This is a genomic window from Citrobacter sp. Ct235 (assembly GCF_030332305.1).
Lineage (GTDB): Bacteria > Pseudomonadota > Gammaproteobacteria > Enterobacterales > Enterobacteriaceae > Citrobacter_A > Citrobacter_A telavivensis.
In genome coordinates this window covers 474,898-495,652 of record NZ_JAOWIC010000049.1, presented here as the reverse complement: position 1 = coordinate 495,652, position 20,755 = coordinate 474,898, and the positions used below count along the sequence as shown (strand labels likewise).

Here is a 20,755-nt window from a genome sequence, read left to right as displayed (position 1 = left end):
GTTCCTTACGCCGGCAACAGATTCTGCGCGGCCAGGTCGTCGGCGACGTCTTCCAGGCCGAGTCGATGCAACGTCTCACGCGTCGGGCAGCCCAACTCCGGGTGCCAGCCCATCTCTTTATAGAACAGCGTCAGGGATTCACGCATGTCGTCGCGGTCCATTTTGTCGGTGCCTTCGCTAAAGACCGGAATCTTCGGATCCTTATCAAACACCCACGAGCAGATCTGGTCGTGCGCATTACGCATATCGTTGGTCTGCATCAGCTTCACCGTGTAGGCGCGATGCAGAGTAAAGATGCGTTCTGCGGCTAAATCGAGGCTAGCCTGAGTGGTTTCATCACCGGTCACGGCCTGGAAGAACTTCGCTTCCAGATCCAGATCGCCGCGATAGTTGCGGCTTTTCAGCGGCGACACGGTCATCGGCCAGACCCAGTTACACAGCGTGACGGCGTTATGCAGGCACACTTTGAGCAGCGTCCATTTGGCATATTTGATTTTTGCTGCATTGATCGGCGTGTAATTTTTGGTTTCATCGTAGGCGTCTGGCGAGCCAAACAGTTCAGCCGCCACTTCCCGCTGGAGTTTCAGAGGCAAACCCGAGCCGATGAAATTGATGTGGGTGTGGGTCATACAGTCCCGGTTGAACATACAGTTGGTGATGGCCCCAACCTGCGCCGAGGCTTCGTTGGCGTGGTGAACCGGAAATCCAAACGGCGACCACAGTTTGTTTTTTTCATACGCCCAGTATTCATCACCCAGTTGCCAGCGTTCAGCAATGGCGTAAGAGCCATCCGCCAGATGGCTAAGTTCACCGACGCGATGCGCCAGACGATAGTAGAAATCCTTGATAAAATTAGGATCGCCCGCTTCCAGTTGATCCCAGCGGATCTGGGCATATTCTTCTGCCGGCAGGACGCGCTTGAACACCCCTTTGCTGTAGCAATACGTAAAGTCGCGGTGCAACTGCCCGTAGTTACACCAGATGCCGTAGTCGTCAAACAGATTCAGCCCCACCAGGTTACCGATGACGCGGCCATCGTCTTTGTCTTCAAAGTCTTTCGGGCCGTTTGGAAAAATGGTGGTATGGACAAAGTTCGCCACGCAGGTATTCCCGCCGGTGCTCGGCACGCCAAAATCCTTCACGCGAGGAATGTTCATCTGCGTCATGCAGCGAATCGGGCAGGAATGGCAGCCGCTCATTTTAACCGTGTATTTTTCCGCCGCCGGCCCTAAGTCAAAAACCGACTTGTAGGTCCGGAAACCAACGGTGTTCTGATTACCCGGCGGGATCTCGCCGGTCTCTATCGGCCCACCTTCTGCCGCGCCCCAGAACAGTCCTTTGCGCGCCGTCCAGCGCGACGCGGGAGAGGAATATTCCGCCCACGCCTGCGGAGTACTGGGCACCACATGGTTGTTATTCGCGCCAATCAGCTCCGTCATCATGTAATCATTCAACCGCTTCATCTCTTTGCGGTCGGCAATATTGACGCCTTTTGTTCCTTCCACGGCAATCGCTTTCAGTTTCTTTGCGCCCATCACCGCGCCTGTCCCTGCGCCGCCGCTGTGGTTGCGGCTGTTGAGCATACAGGAGAGCGGCACGAGGTTTTCACCCGCCTGACCAATCGCCGCCACGCAGGTTTCCGGCGAGGTCATCCGGCAAATTTCTTCCGTGGTCGCACGGGTGCCTTTTCCCCACAGGAAATCGGCTTTTTCGAGAGTGACCTTGTCGTCTTTAATATTCAGCCAGACGGGGGATGCCGCCTTGCCTTCAATAATGATGGCGTCATAACCCGCGAATTTCATTTGCGCCGCGAAAAAGCCGCCCATATGTGCATCGACAACCAGATTGCCTTTTGTGAATGTGGAGAGCGACGTGATATTAACGCGAGAGCTACAGGGGGCGCCGGATCCAGTAAGCGGTCCCGTCGCAAAAACTAATTTATTGCCTTCATCAAAGGGTTTCGTGCCGGCAGGAACTTCGTCGTACATAATTTTGTAGCCGAACCCCATACCACCGACAAATTTTTTAAATTTACTGGAATCTTCAAGGGTAATATCGCCTGTTGTAAGATTGACCCGTAAAATATTACCTGTCCAACCGTTAGCCATAATGTTTTCCTTTGCAAGACTCAAACAGTAATATCTTTCCACTCGATGATTTTTAATGCCCCGGTCGGGCAGGCACTGGCGCATTCACCGCATAAAACGCATTTTGCCGATTTCTTCGTTTCAGTATTGACGGTGGCCATCATCCAGGGACACGCGGTGGTACAGGCGCTGCAACCAATACAGCGTCGGTGATCGACAGCAATGCAACCGTCTTCCTGATTCCAGGTAATCGCCCCAATCGGACAGACCTTCATGCACTGCGGATCTTTACACTGACGACAGGTGTCCGGGGTATAATTCAGATCGCCATACAGACCGCCGCCTGAACCTATACCCTTGTCGCCAAAGAAGAAATGACGGTGAATTTTAATGCGGGAAAAGAAGGTGCCGACAGCGCCATCATTGTAATTGGTACAGGAAATTTCACAGCGATGACAACCGGTGCAGCGAGCGCGTTGGGTCACTAACACCCCTTTTGGTGTCGAAATCAACCCCACGGTGCCGCTATCGATATCTTCTTGCTTACAGCCAAAAAGCGACAGTAACGCGGGCGCGATGGTTAACCCAGCCAGGCCTTTTCCCGATATGCGCAGGAATTCCAGCCGCGTCAAGCCAGTATCTAATAATGGACGATCAACCTGGTTCATTTATTTTGCATCCTCTTCGCAAACGCAGTGCTGACAACACGTCCCAGGCCGATGCTAATTATGCTGAAACAGCGCCTCTGATGTTGCCTCCCACAGCTGAAGTTTTGCCGTAACCGGATTGCATAAATAACGCAACTTAACGCAAATAAACTAATCCTTTAGGGTTAGGCGAATTAAATAATGGGAGTTATTGGTGGGCATGACTTTGATCGTCATCAATTAATAAAGGGGAAGAGAAATATTAAAAGCGTAGTGATATTTATTATCATAAAGACCGGTGAAACACTGTTCCGTCAGATTACAAATAAATGTGAAACTGTTCCCATATATAAATAAAAACACACCCGTAATATATTTAATAATATAGCGAATTTTCCATGAATTTTATCTTTCACCAAAATAAACGTTCTGTCGGACATTTCTCGTGACGGGAAATAAGGGATGAGTTCATCCCTCGTTGTGGTTAGCCGGCCAGCGCGTTGATCGCCGTAACCATCGCCTGCTTTTCGAGGTCGCTACGCTGAATACGCTGGTTTGCCAGCGCGGTTCGTAATACCCCGGCTATCACGATATGTTTGGGCTCTTGTCCCAGATCGCGCATTTCCAGCACCACTTTGCCAACCACTCTGCACATCTCACGGTACAGTTCATCATCTTTTGTCAGGTTTCCCATTATTGTCTCTCATTGCAGGTCCAGATAAACAGCATATATCACTCTGAATGGGATGACAAAAAACAAAGAAAATCAAAGAAATAACCCACGGTACTATTCAACGCCTTGCGTTTCTTTTAACCGCTGCCATTTGTTGACCAGTTCCGCCAGATTGGCCGCCTGCATCTTTTCCATCACTCTGGCGCGATGTACCTCCACTGTGCGTACCGCGATGTTCATCACCTGCGCTATCTCGCGGTTCATCAGTCCCTTAACGACTAACCCGGCCAACTCTCGTTCTTTGGCCGTGAGCGCCCGGTAGCAGATGGCGATCTGTTGCCGGGCAACGGACTGCGCGGAAACCACCAGCGCATGCTCCAGCGCCGTTTGCAGCGGTTTTACACTGACCGGCTTTTGCAGGAAATCTACCGCGCCGTGTTTCATCTGTTCGACGGCCATCGGTACATCGCCATGCCCGGTGAGAAACACCACGGCCAGCGTACTTTCGCGCTGACGCAAGGCCTCATGGACATGCTTGCCGTCCATGATCGGCATCCGCATGTCCAGAAGCAGCACGCCCGTCTGGTACAAATCAGCCTGTTCAAGAAAAACAGCCCCTTCTTCCCAGCACGTGACCGGGTAGCCCAGGCTCTCCAGTAGAAAGGCGCAGGCATCGGTGACCGCCACATCATCATCCAGTAAATGAATCATTGCCATTGCCGCCCTTTCCCTCCCGTTGTGTAAAATCCAGTCTCACCGCCACGCCGGGCAGTCCGTCAGGCGCGGTCTGATTGCACAGACCGATCTCCCCCTGACCGTAACGCACCAGCCGTTGGCAGATAACTAACCCCAGTCCCATGCCCTCTTTCCGGCTGGTCATAAAGGGCTGAAAGACCTGATGCAGCAAGGCAGCGTCAATGCCGCCGCCATTATCCTGCAACGTCACGCGCACGCCATGTGGCAAATATGAAGCATTAATCCACAGCGCGGTGGCCCCCGCCTGCGCCGCATTGAGGATCAGATTGGCCAATACCTGCTCCAGCAACACCGGCGGTAACGAAATCGTCAGTGCGCGATCGATACTGCTGTGTAAGGTTAACCTCGGAAACTGCTGCGCCATACGCAACAACTGCCAGACATGATGAACCGCCTCATGAATGCTGATGTCCTCCCATTCTTCCGTGCGGGTCGGGCTTCCCTGGGCCTGACTCACCCAGCGCCGCAGATTACGCAGCGTATCTGCCCCGCGCTGCGCCTGTTGATCGATATGCTCCAGCGCTGGCAATAACGCATGCGCCGGATCCTGCGACTGCAGGCGAATCAGGCAGCCCTGTGCGTAATGGCGGATTGCCGAAAGCGGTTGATTCAGTTCGTGCGCAAACCCGGAGGTCATTTCTCCGAGGACACTCATTTGCCTGGCCGTTTCCAGCGCCAGTTCCTGCTGGCGCAACTGGACGCCGTTGCGTTCAAGCTGTTTACCACGACGACGCACCAGCAGCATGACCCAGATGTAGTTCAGGGTAAGCAGCAATAAGGTAAGCGCGGTCCCGCCCATCAGCCACTGATGCTGTATCAGCCAGCTTTTCACATCCAGCCACAAACGTCGCTGCTGCGGATGCTGCTGCACGTCGCGCAGTAGCGCCTCCACCTGACTGGTCGACGCCGGCGCTCCCCAGTGAAACGCCGCGGTGTCAGGCGTTGCCAACAGCGCGCGGGTAACGCGATCGGCCAGCGCATCGCTCACCGCAGGCAACGCGGCGAATGACCAGTCAGGATAAAGCGGCGTACTGGCTAAACAGGCGATGTCTCCGGGACGGTTGATCACCGCGACAAAATCGGCTTTATCAACCAGTCCCTCTTCGTCCATTTTTTCCAGCAGGCAGACCGGGACAATCACGGCCTGTACCGCTTTTTCACGGAGTAAATAGAGAAGCGCATCGGCCGGAAATCCGGTAAAACGCAGATTGAGATCGCGTTCGGGGCGCAGACCGGCGTCGCTCAGCGCTTTATATCCCAGCAGGTAGCCGCCGAACGCCTGGGGATCGATGGCCCCCACCGTTTTACCGATCAGATCGTGCGCGCCGGTAATACCGCTGTCGCGCCGGGTAAGGATCGCACTGCCAATGACGTTGCCCGTTCCACGTGCGGAGCGTAAAGACGCCAGCCAGCGCAGCGGCGAACGACTGTTCAACTGCACAAACTGCGCCGGGTTGGTCACCACAAATTGTACGCTTCCCTTGTTCACCGCCGCCTGCATCTGGTGCAGATCCAGCGGCAGGATGTGGAACTGTTCTCCGGGAAGCTGTTGGTTTAGCAGGGTTTCCAGCGGCTGCCAGTGGTTGCGGGTGGAGACCTCTCCGCGCATCGCCAGTATCCCGATATTCCATGAGCCCGCCAGCGCTGCACCACTGAACATTAAGGCCGACGCCAGTAGCGCCAGCCTCTTCACCGTTTGACTTCTCACACCATTATCCCTGTTGATTATGTTGTTTTAGATCAACAACCCGCCGGGTATGTGGTTAACCACAATAGAGCTGCCCCACCCCGATTTTTACACTGTAAATCATCGACATTCTTTATTCATCACACGCAAACCAATGGCGTGACAAATGTTTCGTTGTTGCCTTGAAACGGGAGAAAAAATGGACAGCAGTAAACGGCAGTTTCTCCAGCAACTGGGCGTCCTGACCGCAGGCGCGTCGCTGGTTCCGCTGGCGCAGGCAAAATTTCCTTTTTCACCTGAACGTCATGGCGGCTCCACACAGCAGCGTTACGCGATGCTTATCGATCTGCGCCGCTGCATTGGCTGTCAGGCCTGCACCGTCAGTTGCGCGATTGAAAACCAGACGCCGCAGGGCGAGTTCCGAACCCATGTGAATCAGTATCAGGTCCGGTTGGCGGATGAGGTGACCAACGTGCTGTTACCGCGTCTGTGTAACCACTGCGACAATCCGCCCTGCGTACCGGTTTGCCCGGTACAGGCCACATTTCAACGCGAGGACGGCATCGTCGTGGTCGATAACACCCGCTGCGTCGGTTGCGCCTACTGCGTGCAGGCCTGCCCCTACGATGCGCGCTTTATCAATCATGAAACACAGACCGCCGATAAATGTACGTTTTGCGTCCACCGTCTGGAGGCCGGACTTCTCCCCGCCTGCGTGGAGTCCTGTGTGGGCGGCGCGCGCATCATCGGCGACATCCGCGATCCGCAAAGCCGGATTTCGCAATTGATCCGCACCCATCACGACGCCATCAACGTACTGAAACCGGAAAATGACACCGCCCCCCATGTTTTCTATCTGGGGCTGGATGAGGCGTTTGTTACCCCGTTGATGGGTCGCGCGCAACCCGCGCTCTGGCAGGAGGTATGATGATGCACCCCTTAATCATTGAAGAAGTGCTGGCCCGTCCACAGGCGGTGAGCTGGCTTCCCTGGGCGGTACAGTACTTCTTTTTTAGCGGCATTGCCGCCTGTGGGGCGCTGTTTGGTTGCGTGCTGCACTGGCGTAAAAAAGCCAATCCGACGCTGGAAAGCCTGACGCTGCTGATTGCCCTGACCTGTGCCATTACCGCCCCGCTGGCGCTGACCGCCGATCTCCACCAGACGGCCCGCGTCTGGCATTTTTACGCGTATCCTACAGCGTGGTCGTGGATGCCATGGGGCGCACTGTTTTTACCGCTGTTCACCGCGTTCCTTGGACTCTGGTTTATGGCGCAGGTTTATAAACAACTTACCGGAAAAAGTTACGCCGTCACGAAGTGGTTCGCCGTTGCCAGCGCGCTCGCCGCGACGGGACTGTTGCTTTATACCGGACGCGAAGTGTCCGTGGTTCAGGCTCGCCCTGTCTGGTTCAGCTACGCCTTTGTGCTGGCGATGTTCCTGAGCGCACTACAGACCTTCCTGGCCCTGTTAATCGTCGGGATACGTGATGATTTCCTGTCGCAAAAGCGGCTCGCCCTCGGGCAACTGCTGACGCTGCTCGTCCTCGCAATCGTCATCGTTTTCTGGGTCAGCGGCAATACGCTTTCCGGTACGGCAATCCGTCAGTGGCTGGCAATCTCTGCATCGGCCCGCCATTACGCCTTTGGCTTACTGACATTCTGGCTGGTTTCACTCCTTTTCAGTGCTGTTGCCCTGCGTCGTCCGCTGTCATTACCGCTGCGCAGCCTGCTGGCGCTGAGCGCGATGGCGCTGTGCTGGTTCCTGCGCTGGACTCTGCTGATTCAGGGGCAGACGCTGCCAAAATTCAACGCCCAGTTCAACCCGTACACCCTGCCCGCCGGTACCGACGGCTGGCTTGCCATCCTCGGCACTTTCGGCCTGTGGGTAGCACTGCTTATTATTGTTCGCGAGAGCGTGAACGGACTCGCAAGGAGATTGCAACATGGCTAATTTAACCCGTCGTCAGTGGCTCAAAGTTGGCCTGGCCGTTGGTGGTATGGCGACGTTCGCCCTCAGCTATCGTGACGTGGCGAAGCGCGCCATGGATGGCTTAAAAAACGGCACCTCCGGTAAAATCACCCGCGATCGTATCGTGGGGAATGCGCTTACCCCTGAAGCCAGCGCGCACCCGCGCTGGCAGCAGAATACGCAGCAAACCATTGCCATGACCCAGTGTTTCGGCTGCTGGACACAGTGTGGCATCAGGGTGCGCGTCGATCGGCAAACCAACCGGGCGCTGCGCATTGCCGGAAATCCGTATCATCCCCTTTCTCATGAACATCATGTTGATGCGTCGGTCCCCTTCAGCACGGCAATGGCGCAGCTGGCGGGCGAGAACGGTCTTGATGCCCGCTCGACGGCCTGCGCCAGGGGCGCAACACAACTGGAAGGGTTATACAGTCCGCTGCGTATTCTTGAGCCGATGAAACGCGTGGGCAAACGCGGTGAAGGCAAATGGCAGCGCATCAGCTTTGAACAACTGATCAATGAGGTGGTGGAAGGCGGCGATCTGTTTGGCGAAGGTCACGTCGACGGCCTGCGTGCCATATATGCCCCGACGACCCCTATTGATCCGCAGCATCCAGGATTCGGACCTCAATCAAATCAGCTTCTGGTCACCAATACCAGCGACGACGGGCGAGACACCTTTTTGCGCCGTTTTGCTCTCAACAGTTTCGGCAGCAAAAACTTTGGCGCGCACGGATCCTATTGCGGACTGGCCTATCGCGCGGGTTCCGGTGCGCTGATGGGCGACCTTGATAAAAACACCCACGTGAAGCCCGACTGGGATAACGTGGAATTTGCTCTGTTTATGGGCACCTCGCCCGCACAGTCCGGCAACCCGTTTAAGCGCCAGGCCAGACAGCTTTCCAGCGCACGCCTGCGCGATGACTTCAGCTATGTGGTCGTCGCCCCGGCGCTGCCGTTAACCACCGTGCTGGCTGACGACCATGGTCACTGGTTACCGGTGATCCCCGGCAGCGACTCCGCGCTGGCGATGGCGATGATCCGCTGGATTATCGAAAACCAACGCTACAACGCCGATTATCTGGCGCAGCCCGACGTACAGGCGATGCAGCACGCGGACGAGAAGAGCTGGACTAACGCCACGCATCTGGTGATCGCCGACGATCTTCCCGAACTGGCCGGACAGCACCTGACGCGCGCCCATCTGGACTCCGCCGCCGCCAGCGACCCACTGGTCGTGAATGAGAACAACGAACTGGTCCCCGCCCGTGATTGCCTGCGCGCTACGCTGTTTGTCACGCGTCAGGTAACGCTTGCCGACGGACGCAGCGTGACGGTAAAAAGCAGTTTCCAGTGTCTGAAAGAGTCGGCGGAAAAAATGACGCTTGCCCAGTACAGCCAACTGTGCGGCGTTGCGGAGAACAAAATCATCGCGCTGGCGGACGCTTTTACCCGTCATGGACGAAAAGCGGCGGTCATCACCCATGGCGGGATGATGGCGGGAAATGGCTTTTACAATGCGTGGGCGGTGATGATGCTGAACGCGCTGATCGGTAACCTCAGTCTGGAAGGTGGCGTCTTTGTTGGCGGCGGGAAATTCAACGGCGCAACGGACGGCCCGCGCTACAACATGGCGGATTTTCCGGGCAAAGTGAAGCCCAAAGGGCTGAGCATCGCGCGAAGCAAAACGGCGTATGAATCCTCCGAAGAGTATCGCGACAACCTCGCCGCCGGGCGTTCTCCCTTCCCGGCCAAAGCGCCGTGGTATCCGTTTGTCGCCGGTCAGTTAACCGAATTGTTGAGTTCCGCGCTGGAAGGGTATCCGTACCCCCTCAAGGCGTGGCTCTCCAACATGACCAATCCCTTATATGGCATCCCCGGTCTGCGCGCCGTTGCCGAAGAAAAACTGAAAGATCCGGCGCGATTACCGCTGTTTATTGCTATCGACGCCTATATGAATGAGACCACCGCCCTTGCGGATTACATTGTACCGGACACACATAACTTCGAAAGCTGGGGATTCAGCGCGCCGTGGGCTGGCGTCGCCAGTAAAGCCACCACGGCACGCTGGCCGATTGTCGACCCTGCCACCGCCACAACCGCCGACGGTCAGCCCGTTTCGATGGAGGCATTCTGCATTGCCGTCGCAAAAAAATTGCATCTGCCGGGATTTGGCGACAATGCGATTTCCGACAGCGAAGGAAACCGCTATCCGCTCAATCGCGCGGAAGACTATTATCTGCGCGTCGCCGCCAATATCGCGTTTATGGGAAAAGCCCCGGTCGCCGAAGCGGTGGCAGAAGACATTGACCTTACGGGCGTGAGCCGCATTATGCCCGTCATTCAGCAGACGCTGAAAGCGGAGGAAGTCCATCGGGTGGCATTTATCTACTCACGCGGTGGACGTTTCGCGTCAGATAAGAGTGGGCGAGCCGAAAACAGAGTCGGTAACGCGTGGGAAAAGCCGCTGCAAATCTGGAATGCCGAGGTTGCCGCCCACCGCCATGCGATCACCGGCGAACGCTACAGCGGCTGTCCGGCATGGTATCCGGCAAGACTGTCTGACGGGCGTTCGGTGGACGACCTGTTCCCGCTAACACAGTGGCCGCTCAGGCTTATCTCGTTTAAGTCCAATACCATGGCCAGCGCATCGGCGGTGATCCCGCGGTTACATCACGTCAAACCGGTCAACCTGGTCGCGCTGAACCCACAGGACGGGCAGCGTTTTGGGCTGGCACATGGCGACACGGTACGGATCACCACGCCGGGTGGGCAGGTTGAAGCGCAAATCAGTTTGCTGCACGGCGTAATGCCAGGGGTCATTGCTATCGAGCACGGCTACGGACATCGGGAGATGGGCGGCGCGCAGCACACGCTCGACGGTGTACCGCTACCGTTTGATGCAAACGTGAAGTCGGGGATTAACCTGAACGATCTGGGCTTTGCCGATCCGACACGAAAAGTGAGCAATACCTGGCTGGACTGGGTATCCGGCTCCGCGGTACGTCAGGGGTTGCCGGCAAGAGTTGAGCGACTGCAAGGCTAATGCCGGATGGCAACGCTCGCGCGTTTTATCCGGCCTACAGGATATCGTAGGCCGGGTCAGGCGAAGCCGCCACCCGGCAGAAAACGGATCAGTTATTCACCGGGATGACCGCGCCTTTGTATTTGGTGCGGATCCAGTCCTGGATCTCTTTTGAGTGCAGGACGTCAACCAGCGCGACAATATCCTTTTTCTTCTCATCGCCACGATGAACGGTAATGATGTTGGCATAAGGGTTGTTCTCACCGCTTTCCACGGCGATCGGATCGTGTACCGGATCCAGACCGGCGTCGATGGCGTAGTTGGCGTTAATCACCACCGCATCACCTTCATCGTTGTTGTACATCTGCGGCAGCAGCGCGGCTTCAACGTTAGGCAGGAACTTCAGCTTCTTCGGGTTTTCCACGATGTCGCTGATACGCGCGCTGACTTTATCCACGCCCGGCTTCAGTTTAATCACGCCCTCTTTCTCGAAGATAGACAGGATACGCCCCTCTTCCGACACCGCATCACGCATGATGATTTTGCCGCCTTCCGGCAGATCCTTCAGCGATTTGACCTTTTTCGAATAAATGCCGATAGGTTCAATGTGGATTGCCCCCGCACTGACGAAATCGTAGGTTTTATCCCCGGCATGATCTTTCAGCACGCTGTTCAGATAGGGAATATGCTGGAAGTAGTTGGCGTCAATTTCACGGCCCGCCAGCGCGGTGTTTGGCAGGATGTAGTCCTGGAACGGTTTAATCTCCAGATCGATCCCCTGTTTCGCCAGAATCGGTTTGGCCTGCTCAAGAATTTCGGCATGCGGCACGTTGGACGCGCCCACGGTCAGCGTGTCCGCCCAGGAGGCGAAGCTCAGGGCACTTAAGGTGGCTGCTGCGAGAAGTGTCAGTGATTTTTTCATGATAATGGTTTCCGTATTTTATTAGCGTTTATCTAACAGAGAAGTGATCACATCGCCGCAGAACTGGATAATGAAGACAATAACCAGAATGGTCACCGTCGCCACCAGCGTGACGTCGTTGTGGTTGCGCTGGAATCCTTCCAGATAAGCCAGATTCCCTAAACCACCTGCCCCGATCACCCCGGCCATCGCGCTGTAACTGACCAGCGCAATCAGCGTCACGGTGATGCCGGACACCAGAGCGGGTGACGATTCAGGTAACAAAACCCGAAAAATTAAGGTGCTGAGACGAGCGCCCATAGAACGCGTCGCTTCAATGACGCCCTTATCCACTTCACGCAGGGCTATCTCAACCAGACGTGCATAGAATGGCGCAGCACCGACAATCAGCGCCGGTAATGCGGCGTTGGCGCCAAGAATGGTGCCGACCAGCGCTTTGGTAAACGGGATCAGCAGGACTATCAAAATGATGAACGGGATCGAGCGGAAGATGTTCACCACCAGAGAAATGCCGCTGTACAGCGCGCGGTTCTGGAACAGTCCACCGCGGGCGGTCAGGAACAGCGCCAGTCCGAGGATGATACCGAGCACAAAGGTGGCGACGCCGGAGAGCGCGGTCATATAGAGCGTCTCCTGGGTGGCCGCAAAAAGTTGATCCCATTTCAGATGGGGAAACAGTTCCTCAGCCATGTTGAATCACCTCACCGTCAATGCCGCTTTTTTGCAGGTCGTCCAGAATGTTATTGAGTTGCTCTTGTGAAGCCACCACGTGCAGCCACAGTTGACCGAACACGCCGTGCGCCGTCTGGGTCATTTTGCCGTGCAGGATATTTAATGGCAGGCCGTAGCGAAGCGTGAGTTCACCGACGATCGGCTGATGCGTATTGTGACCCGTAAACGTTAACTTAATCACCGTGCCGCCCAGTTCGCGCGCCAGCTGCAAATCAAATGCCTCTTCGTCGGCATACTGCCCCACCTGGCGGACAAACTGGCGGGTAATCGGCTGTTGCGGATGGGTGAAAACGCTCAATACATCACCTTCTTCAACTACCTGACCGTTCTCCATCACCGCCACGCGATCGCAGATTTTGCGCACCACGTGCATTTCATGGGTGATCAGCACGATCGTCAGTTGGAAGCGACGATTGATGTCGAGCAGCAGTTCAAGAATTTGATCGGTCGTCTGGGGATCCAGCGCTGATGTGGCTTCGTCACACAACAACACATCCGGGCTGTTCGCCAGCGCCCGCGCAATCCCCACGCGCTGTTTTTGTCCGCCGCTCAACTGTGACGGATACGCATTTTCGCGCCCCGTCAGCCCCACCAGCTCAATCAGTTCCGCCACGCGCGCCTGAATTTTCGCCTTCGGCGCGCCAGCGATTTGCATGGAAAAGGCGATGTTTTCGCGCACGGTGCGCGACCACAGCAGATTGAAATGCTGAAATACCATACTGATTTTCAGGCGTGCCTGGCGCAGCGATTCGCCGCGGGCGGCGGAAATCTCGTGACCGTTGATGGTCACACTGCCCGCCGTCGGCTTTTCCAGCCCGTTAAGCAGACGAATCAGGGTGCTTTTCCCGGCACCGCTGTAGCCAATGATCCCGTAAATCTGCCCCTGCTCCACGGTCAAATTGACGTTATCAACCGCGGTAATGGATAGCCGGCCTGGCGTAAACACTTTCGAAATATTTTTCAGGACAATCATGTCGTTTGGGTATCCGCTGCTGCTTATTGTTATCCTGCCAGCGCTTTCAGCTATTTAGCAGTATGGATGTCCAAACGAGTGTAATCAGGGTGATTTAGATTTGAAATGATTTAAAAGTCATTTGATATAACGCTAAGGAATAAGTCTGGTTGCGCAACAGTGCCTGGTTTTTGCGTTTGCGCAATTGGCAGACACGACTTGTTTAATAACAATTTGTTGTGTAACTGCCTGGATGTATTCTGAAACACTGTTTCCATTTTCCTTTTGCGTAAATTTCAGCGTATAATGCGTGACAATTGTCACTTGAATGGTTTCAGCACATTGACCTGTCATACTCAGAGACTACAAAACGTCCCTTTTTGTCGGGCTGAAATACGAGCACACATTCCTCTGCACGCTCTATCGATGTCACCTATCCTTAGTGCGAGGCATCACAACTTTCGTAATACAGGTTTAACTTCCAGGCAGGGCGTCCCGGAAGTCGGCTTTCCATATCCTTCTCAACTTAAAGACTAAGACTGTCATGAAAAAGACGAAAATTGTTTGCACCATCGGTCCGAAAACCGAATCTGAAGAGATGTTAACCAAAATGCTGGACGCGGGCATGAACGTCATGCGTCTGAACTTCTCTCACGGTGATTATGCAGAACACGGTCAGCGTATCCAGAACCTGCGCAACGTGATGAGTAAAACCGGCAAGAAAGCCGCAATCCTGCTCGACACCAAAGGTCCGGAAATCCGTACCATTAAACTGGAAGGCGGCAACGACGTTTCCCTGAAAGCAGGTCAAACTTTTACGTTCACCACGGACAAATCCGTCGTTGGTAACAACGAAATCGTGGCGGTCACCTACGAAGGTTTCACCTCCGATCTGTCTGTCGGTAACACCATACTGGTCGACGATGGTCTGATCGGTATGGAAGTCACCGCGATCGAAGGCAACAAAGTGATCTGTAAAGTGCTGAACAACGGCGACCTCGGCGAAAACAAAGGCGTTAACCTGCCTGGTGTCTCTATCGCCCTGCCGGCGCTGGCTGAAAAAGACAAACAGGATCTGATTTTTGGTTGCGAACAAGGCGTTGACTTTGTTGCGGCGTCCTTTATCCGTAAGCGCTCTGACGTAGTTGAAATCCGTGAGCATCTGAAAGCGCACGGCGGCGAGAAGATCCAGATCATCTCCAAAATTGAAAACCAGGAAGGCCTGAACAACTTCGACGAAATCCTCGAAGCGTCTGACGGTATCATGGTCGCGCGCGGCGACCTGGGCGTTGAAATCCCGGTTGAAGAAGTTATCTTCGCGCAGAAGATGATGATCGAAAAATGTATCCGCGCGCGTAAAGTCGTTATCACGGCTACGCAGATGCTGGATTCAATGATCAAAAACCCGCGTCCGACTCGTGCTGAAGCAGGCGACGTGGCGAACGCCATCCTCGATGGCACCGATGCGGTTATGCTGTCTGGCGAATCCGCAAAAGGCAAATACCCGCTGGAAGCCGTCACCATTATGGCAACCATCTGTGAACGCACCGACCGCGTGATGACCAGCCGTCTGGACTTCAACAACGACAGCCGCAAACTGCGCATCACCGAAGCCGTCTGCCGCGGTGCAGTAGAAACGGCTGAAAAACTGGAAGCGCCGCTGATCGTCGTTGCCACTCAGGGCGGTAAATCTGCTCGCGCAGTGCGTAAATACTTCCCGGATGCGACCATTCTCGCACTGACCACCAACGAAGTGACTGCTCGTCAGCTGGTACTGTGCAAAGGCGTTGTGCCTCATCTGGTGAAAGAAATCGCCTCTACCGATGATTTCTACCGTCTGGGTAAAGACGTTGCTCAACAGAGCGGTCTGGCGCAGAAAGGCGACGTTGTGGTGATGGTTTCCGGTGCTCTGGTACCGAGCGGCACCACTAACACGGCATCTGTTCACGTACTGTAATAATTCCCGTGTGAATTAATTCGATTAAAAAAGCGCCCTCGTGGCGCTTTTTTTATTTTTCCAATAGCTACTATTAATAAAAAAGCAAATCGGATTGAGCTATCTAATTACAGATTATCTAAGACGAATCCGATGGAAGCCGCCTGTTTTCACTCAGTTTTTTAGCCGTTTTTGCACATTTCGATGCTTCTTTGAGCGAACGATCAAAAATAAGCGCCTTCTCATCAAAAAAATATTCTCAACATAAAAAACTTTGTGTAATACTTGTAACGCTACATGGAGATTAACTCAATCTAGAGGGTATTAATAATGAATCGTACTAAACTGGTACTGGGCGCGGTAATCCTGGGTTCTACTCTGCTGGCTGGTTGCTCCAGCAACGCTAAAATCGATCAGCTGTCTTCTGACGTTCAGACTCTGAACGCTAAAGTTGACCAGCTGAGCAACGACGTGAACGCAATGCGTTCCGACGTTCAGGCTGCTAAAGACGACGCAGCTCGCGCTAACCAGCGTCTGGACAACCAGGCTACTAAATACCGTAAGTAATAGTACCTGTGTAATAGAAATGGCGCACATTGTGCGCCATTTTTTTGCCTCTCGTTTTAGCTTCCCACTACTGCGTCTGCATCTCTTCCTGTACTGAACCGTTCTGCGCTGACTGAACAGCCGGTGTTGCCACAGCGGCTGGCGTTTGCCCGGCGGACACGGCCACCGGATATCCCGCCCGGCGATACAGCGCTTTCTCTACCAGACCGTCATCCACCTCTTTCGTCGCCTTAAACTGGCTGAACCCGGCTGGCAGCACATACGGCATCGTCTGCACGTTTTGCTCTTCTTCCGGCGACAGCGGTCGATGAACCTCAACGTAGCGCAGGCCGTTCGGCTCTACGGAATATTTCACCGGCTCGTTAATCACTTTCACCGGCGTTCCCGGTCTGACCTGAGAGAACAGCGCTTTGATGTCCGGGGCGTTCATCCGGATACACCCTGAACTGACGCGCAGACCGACGCTGTCAGGCTGGCTGGTGCCATGAATGAGATACTCGCCATTACCGTGCGCCAGACGCAGTGCAAAGAGCCCCAGCGGGTTATTGGGTCCAGCGGGGACCACCGGCGGTAACGTAACGCCACGCTCCAGAGAGCGCTTACGAATGCCTGCTGTCGGCGTCCAGGTGGGATTTGGGATTTTCTGCCCAACGCGGGTTTCCATCACCGGCGTTTCCAGTCCCTGCAGGCCGATACCGATCGGATACACCTGGACGATATTTTCTCCAGGCGGATAGTAATACAGCCGCAGCTCAGCCAGATTGACAATAATACCTTCACGCGGCGCATCGGGCAGCAGAAGCTGTGACGGGATCGTGACCAGCGTGCCCGGCTTTGGCACAGGAGCAATGGTATTATTCGCCTCCAGAATGAGCATGGCGGCAGTATCAAAACGACGGGCAATCGCCTGAAGGTTTTTATCGCCTTCCTGCACCGTGTACGTTTGATTCTGCCCAACAAGACGACTGCCTGCTGGCGGTAAGGGATAATCTACCGCCCAGGCGGCCGGTAAGGCGCTGTAAGCGCCGATAAGCATTAGAGTAATAAGAGACGCGCGTTTCATACCCAACCTCCTGTATTCACTGGCATGGCCAGAATGCTGATAATCCTGTAAGACAGCCTGGCTGCCTTACCTAACAGGATGAAAGCTGTCTATTGAGTTTAGCTAAGAGTTGCTGCTTTGGTACGGATCGCGCGAATCATCGCTTCCAGACCCTGTGAACGAGACGGGGTGAGATGCTGCGCGAGCGCCATTTGTTCAAACCACGGTCGCACATCAAAATTCACGATATCCTGAGCCGTCATCTGGTGATACAGAATGAAGACGACCGCAATCAGTCCTTTCACAATGGCAGCATCACTGTCGCCCTGCAGTTCAATAACGCCTTGCGCATTCTGGCGCATCACTATCCAGACCTGACTCTGACATCCCTGAATCGTATTTTCAGGGCAGCGATCCGCGGCGGATATCTCCGGCAGTCGCTGTCCCAGTTCAATGATGTACAGATACTTCTCTTCCCAATTAGCGCAACGCTGAAAATTACGCAACAATTTTTCTTTATCCGGCAGCGCGGCCATAGTGCCTCCCTGTTATCCCAGTAAGCGATGAATACGTTGCAACCCCGTCACCAGGCGATCCACTTCTTCATGGGTGTTATACATTGCCAGCGACGCCCGACACATGGCCGGCACCTGATAAAACGCCATCAGCGGCATTGCGCAGTGGTGTCCGGTCCGCACGGCGATCCCGTAATTATCGAGAAAGCTGCCGACGTCATAAGCGTGATGTTTCCCGAGATTAAAGGCAATCACGCCAAGCCGGTCAGTCGGACCATACAGCGTGAGATCCGGCACCGTCGTCAGTTGCTCCAGCGCATAGTGCATCAGGTTCTGTTCGTACTCGCCAATCGCCTCCAGCCCCAGCGCTGAAACATATTCCAGCGCCGCACCAAAACCGATAATCCCGCCGGTATTCGGCGTCCCCGCTTCGAAGCGCCACGGCGCTTTCGTCCAGGTGGTGCCCTGCGTCAGGCTGACAGTGGCGATCATCGACCCTCCCCCTTCCCACGGCGGCATCTGTTGCAATAACGCCTCTTTGACGTAGAGCACGCCAATACCGGTCGGACCATACAGCTTGTGGCCTGAGAAGACGTAAAAATCGCAGTCCAGCGCCTGAACGTCTACCGGGTGGTGCATCACCGCCTGCGCACCGTCCACCAGCACCTTCGCGCCATGCTGATGCGCCAGCGCGGTCATTTCGGCGATCGGGTTTTCAGTGCCCAGCACGTTTGAGACGTGAGTGATCGCCAGCAGTCGGGTTTTCTCATCAAACAGGGTGGGCAAGACTTCCTGTTGCAATGTACCGTCGGCGTTCAGCGGGATCACCCGCAGCTCAGCCCCCACGCGCGCGCACAGCATCTGCCACGGCACAATGTTGGCATGGTGCTCCATCTCACTGATGATGATGTTGTCGCCCGCATGCACGTTCTCTGGCCCCCAACTGTTGGCAACCAGGTTAATGCCCTCCGTCGTACCACGCACAAACACCAGTTCTTCCGCCGAGCGCGCGTTAATAAACAGCGATGCCAGCTTACGCACGTTTTCCATTTTTTCGGTCGCCTGGGCGCTGAGGGTGTGGATCCCCCGATGCACCGCCGCATAGCCGTGACGATAAAACTCGGCTTCTGCGTCAATCACCTGCGCCGGTTTTTGCGCGCTGGCGGCGCTGTCGAGATACGCCAGCGGCAGGCCGTTCACTTCACGCGTGAGGATGGGGAAATCCGCACGCACTTTGTCGATGGGAAATGTCATGCTACGCCTCCCGGCAAACGCTGGCCTATCCGCGCCAGCACCTGGTGTTTCAGCGCCTCGTCGCTCAACGCTTCCGTCAGTTCTGCGGCAAAGGCATAAAGGATCATCTGCTGCGCATCCCGCTGAGCTATCCCGCGCGAACGCAGGTAGAACATCTGCTCATCGTCAATGCGCCCTATCGTCGCTCCGTGGCTGCACTTCACGTCATCGGCGTAAATCTCCAGTTGTGGTTTGGTATCCACCTCCGCGAGCTTTCCGAGCAGCAGGTTGTTGTTCGTCATCTGCCCGTCCGTTTTGATCGCGTGTTGGGCAACGTTAATCAGCCCGTTAAACACCGCACGGCCTTTATCGCTGACGATCGTTTTATGCAGTTGTCGGCTGTTGCAGTAGCCTTTGTTGTGCTCAAGCCAGGTGCGGGTATCACAGACCTCATTTTTCACCGGCATCGCCAGGCTGTTGATCCTGAGCGTCGTGTTCTCCCCGTTCAGTTGAGTACTGGTGTTATGACGCAGCACCGCATCGCCAAGCAGAAAACTGTGGCTGTGGGCCGAGGCATCCGCCGCCAGCAAAATATCGTTATGAGCGAAGTGATGGCTGAGCGGATTTTCAAACGCCAGCTTGATGTGACGCAGGTGCGCGTTTGCCGCCACGTTCATGGTCAGGCGCGCGCCGGTGAAATGTCGGGCATCATTCAGACTGACGTAATGTTCGATGATCGTCGCCTCCGCGCCTTCCGCCAGCTCAAGGTGATGGCGATAGTGCGCCGTGTTTACTTCCTCAGCGGATACGCCCTGGGTGATGTGCATCAGCACCAGCGGTTTTACCGGGCGCTGATTACGCTTAACGCGGATATGCGTTACGCCGCACGCCAGGCCTTCAGTAAGATGCAAAAACACCTCTGGCTGTACCGCAGCCGGCAGGGTCTGGCGTTCATCGTTGATCGCCACCTCAAAGCCGCTGTTTTCCAGGTTGTCGCTAAGCGCCGGGCTGAACTGACCGTCAACAAATACCAGCCGCAACGCCTCAACGTTGAGCGCTAACGCATCGCGCTGCGCCGGGGTAACATCAGCGTTGCGACTGACGAACCGGCTGTTGGTAAGGCCTTCCAGCGGCGTATATTTCCAGTTCTCATGCTTGCGCGTCGGCAGCCCCAGGCGCAGAACCTGCTGGAGATGCTGTTGCGCCTGCTGTGAACGCGTCTCGCCCTGCGCTTCAAACAGATGATGCCATTGCTGCAGCGCATTACTGCTGTTCGGTAAGCCAGCCATATCCCTGCTCCTCCAGTTGTTTGACCAGCGTGAAATCGCCAGACTTCACAATCCGCCCCTGATACAGGACGTGGACAAAATCAGGTTTGATATAGTCAAGAATACGCTGATAGTGGGTGACAATAATGAACGAGCGCTTACCGTCACGCAGTGAGTTGACGCCATCGGCAACCACTTTCAAGGCATCAATATCCAGCCCGGAATCCGACTCATCGAGAATACACAGTTCCGGCTCCAGCACCGCCATTTGCAGAATGTCATTACGCTTCTTCTCGCCACCGGAAAAACCGACGTTCACCGAGCGGGTTAGCAGATCTTCCGGCATCTTCAACAGCGCGATTTTCTCTTCCATCAGATCCTGAAAATCGAAGCGATCCAGCGATTCCTGTCCGCGATAAGTGCGCACCGCATTGAGCGCCGTTTGCAGGAAAAACTGATTGCTGACGCCAGGGATTTCCACCGGATACTGGAAGGCCATAAAGATGCCTTCACCCGCTCTCTCTTCCGGCGCCAGGTCGAGCAGGTCTTTCCCTTTAAACATCACCGACCCGCCGGTGACTTCGTAATCTTCACGCCCTGCCAGCGTCGCAGAGAGCGTACTTTTCCCGGAGCCGTTCGGTCCCATAATGGCATGCACTTCCCCCGGACGAACCTCAAGGCTCAACCCACGCAGGATCGCTTTCTCTTCCACACTGACCTGTAAATCTTTAATCGTTAACATGTT

Annotated in this window: 19 protein-coding genes; 6 read left to right on the top strand and 13 right to left on the bottom strand. The window is 55.1% G+C overall.

What is annotated here, in order from left to right:
• Nucleotides 1-5: 5 nt before the first annotated feature.
• The 5 genes from OGY35_RS19505 to ttrS all read right to left on the bottom strand — a co-directional run bounded on the left by OGY35_RS19505 (nt 6) and on the right by ttrS (nt 5,871).
• Nucleotides 6-2,108 (bottom strand): aldehyde ferredoxin oxidoreductase, encoded by a 2,103-nt coding sequence (locus tag OGY35_RS19505; protein WP_286633180.1) that lies wholly within the window; start codon nt 2,106-2,108, stop codon nt 6-8.
• Nucleotides 2,109-2,128: 20 nt separating this feature from the next.
• A complete protein-coding gene (locus OGY35_RS19500) occupies nt 2,129-2,755 on the bottom strand; it encodes a ferredoxin-like protein (protein WP_042319271.1) in 627 nt (208 codons plus the stop codon).
• A 463-nt stretch (nt 2,756-3,218) separates the two neighbouring features.
• Nucleotides 3,219-3,428 (bottom strand): fumarate hydratase FumD, encoded by a 210-nt coding sequence (gene fumD / locus OGY35_RS19495; protein ID WP_042319275.1) that lies wholly within the window; start codon nt 3,426-3,428, stop codon nt 3,219-3,221.
• A 93-nt stretch (nt 3,429-3,521) separates the two neighbouring features.
• The gene (gene ttrR / locus OGY35_RS19490; protein ID WP_286633179.1) at nt 3,522-4,124 is read right to left on the bottom strand and encodes a tetrathionate respiration response regulator TtrR; all 603 of its coding nucleotides are present in this window, start codon (nt 4,122-4,124) and stop codon (nt 3,522-3,524) included.
• On the bottom strand, nt 4,099-5,871 hold the full coding sequence (gene ttrS / locus OGY35_RS19485; protein WP_286633178.1) for a tetrathionate respiration histidine kinase TtrS: 1,773 nt from the start codon (nt 5,869-5,871) through the stop codon (nt 4,099-4,101). Before ttrS ends, ttrR begins: the two co-directional genes overlap by 26 nt.
• 178 nt (nt 5,872-6,049) lie before the next feature.
• Between ttrS and ttrB the strand changes: the two genes are divergently transcribed.
• Genes ttrB through ttrA form a run of 3 tightly spaced genes read left to right on the top strand, consistent with a single transcriptional unit; the run spans nt 6,050 to nt 10,864 of the window.
• Nucleotides 6,050-6,778 carry a tetrathionate reductase subunit TtrB gene (gene ttrB / locus OGY35_RS19480; protein ID WP_152404868.1) on the top strand — a complete coding sequence of 243 codons (729 nt, stop codon included), beginning with the start codon at nt 6,050-6,052 and terminating at the stop codon, nt 6,776-6,778.
• Nucleotides 6,778-7,800, top strand: coding sequence for a tetrathionate reductase subunit TtrC (ttrC, locus tag OGY35_RS19475; RefSeq protein WP_286633177.1), 1,023 nt, complete (start codon nt 6,778-6,780; stop codon nt 7,798-7,800). The genes ttrB and ttrC overlap by 1 nt, the downstream gene beginning before the upstream one ends.
• Nucleotides 7,793-10,864, top strand: a complete 3,072-nt coding sequence (ttrA, locus tag OGY35_RS19470) for a tetrathionate reductase subunit TtrA (RefSeq protein WP_286633176.1) — start codon at nt 7,793-7,795, stop codon at nt 10,862-10,864. The genes ttrC and ttrA overlap by 8 nt, the downstream gene beginning before the upstream one ends.
• Nucleotides 10,865-10,952: 88 nt before the next feature.
• Here ttrA and OGY35_RS19465 read toward each other — a convergent pair whose 3' ends face one another.
• From OGY35_RS19465 to OGY35_RS19455, 3 genes are read right to left on the bottom strand one after another with little or no spacing between them, the layout of a single operon-like run.
• Nucleotides 10,953-11,765 (bottom strand): MetQ/NlpA family ABC transporter substrate-binding protein, encoded by an 813-nt coding sequence (locus OGY35_RS19465; protein ID WP_046480434.1) that lies wholly within the window; start codon nt 11,763-11,765, stop codon nt 10,953-10,955.
• Between the two features lie 21 nt (nt 11,766-11,786).
• Nucleotides 11,787-12,455 carry a methionine ABC transporter permease gene (locus tag OGY35_RS19460; protein ID WP_042319288.1) on the bottom strand — a complete coding sequence of 223 codons (669 nt, stop codon included), beginning with the start codon at nt 12,453-12,455 and terminating at the stop codon, nt 11,787-11,789.
• Nucleotides 12,448-13,470, bottom strand: coding sequence for a methionine ABC transporter ATP-binding protein (locus OGY35_RS19455; protein ID WP_286633175.1), 1,023 nt, complete (start codon nt 13,468-13,470; stop codon nt 12,448-12,450). Before OGY35_RS19455 ends, OGY35_RS19460 begins: the two co-directional genes overlap by 8 nt.
• Before the next feature lie 285 nt (nt 13,471-13,755).
• On the opposite strand from OGY35_RS19455, the gene ynhH reads away from it, so the two are divergent.
• The 3 genes from ynhH (at nt 13,756) to lpp (ending at nt 15,952) form a co-directional block, all read left to right on the top strand.
• A complete protein-coding gene (gene ynhH / locus OGY35_RS24605; protein ID WP_442548511.1) occupies nt 13,756-13,986 on the top strand; it encodes a protein YnhH in 231 nt (76 codons plus the stop codon).
• A gap of 7 nt (nt 13,987-13,993) precedes the next feature.
• Nucleotides 13,994-15,406 carry a pyruvate kinase PykF gene (gene pykF / locus OGY35_RS19450; RefSeq protein WP_286633174.1) on the top strand — a complete coding sequence of 471 codons (1,413 nt, stop codon included), beginning with the start codon at nt 13,994-13,996 and terminating at the stop codon, nt 15,404-15,406.
• A gap of 309 nt (nt 15,407-15,715) precedes the next feature.
• Nucleotides 15,716-15,952, top strand: a complete 237-nt coding sequence (gene lpp, locus OGY35_RS19445; RefSeq protein ID WP_001082307.1) for a murein lipoprotein Lpp — start codon at nt 15,716-15,718, stop codon at nt 15,950-15,952.
• Nucleotides 15,953-16,019: 67 nt separating this feature from the next.
• Here lpp and ldtE read toward each other — a convergent pair whose 3' ends face one another.
• From ldtE to sufC, 5 genes are all read right to left on the bottom strand, one after another.
• Complete coding sequence (ldtE, locus tag OGY35_RS19440) at nt 16,020-17,015, bottom strand: L,D-transpeptidase LdtE (RefSeq protein WP_286633173.1); 996 nt, start codon at nt 17,013-17,015, stop codon at nt 16,020-16,022.
• A gap of 98 nt (nt 17,016-17,113) precedes the next feature.
• The gene (sufE, locus tag OGY35_RS19435) at nt 17,114-17,530 is read right to left on the bottom strand and encodes a cysteine desulfuration protein SufE (protein WP_152404875.1); all 417 of its coding nucleotides are present in this window, start codon (nt 17,528-17,530) and stop codon (nt 17,114-17,116) included.
• Between the two features lie 12 nt (nt 17,531-17,542).
• Nucleotides 17,543-18,763 carry a cysteine desulfurase SufS gene (gene sufS, locus OGY35_RS19430; protein ID WP_152404876.1) on the bottom strand — a complete coding sequence of 407 codons (1,221 nt, stop codon included), beginning with the start codon at nt 18,761-18,763 and terminating at the stop codon, nt 17,543-17,545.
• On the bottom strand, nt 18,760-20,031 hold the full coding sequence (sufD, locus tag OGY35_RS19425) for a Fe-S cluster assembly protein SufD (protein ID WP_286633172.1): 1,272 nt from the start codon (nt 20,029-20,031) through the stop codon (nt 18,760-18,762). Before sufD ends, sufS begins: the two co-directional genes overlap by 4 nt.
• On the bottom strand, nt 20,006-20,752 hold the full coding sequence (gene sufC, locus OGY35_RS19420) for a Fe-S cluster assembly ATPase SufC (protein WP_152404878.1): 747 nt from the start codon (nt 20,750-20,752) through the stop codon (nt 20,006-20,008). The genes sufD and sufC overlap by 26 nt, the downstream gene beginning before the upstream one ends.
• Nucleotides 20,753-20,755 lie beyond the last annotated feature (3 nt).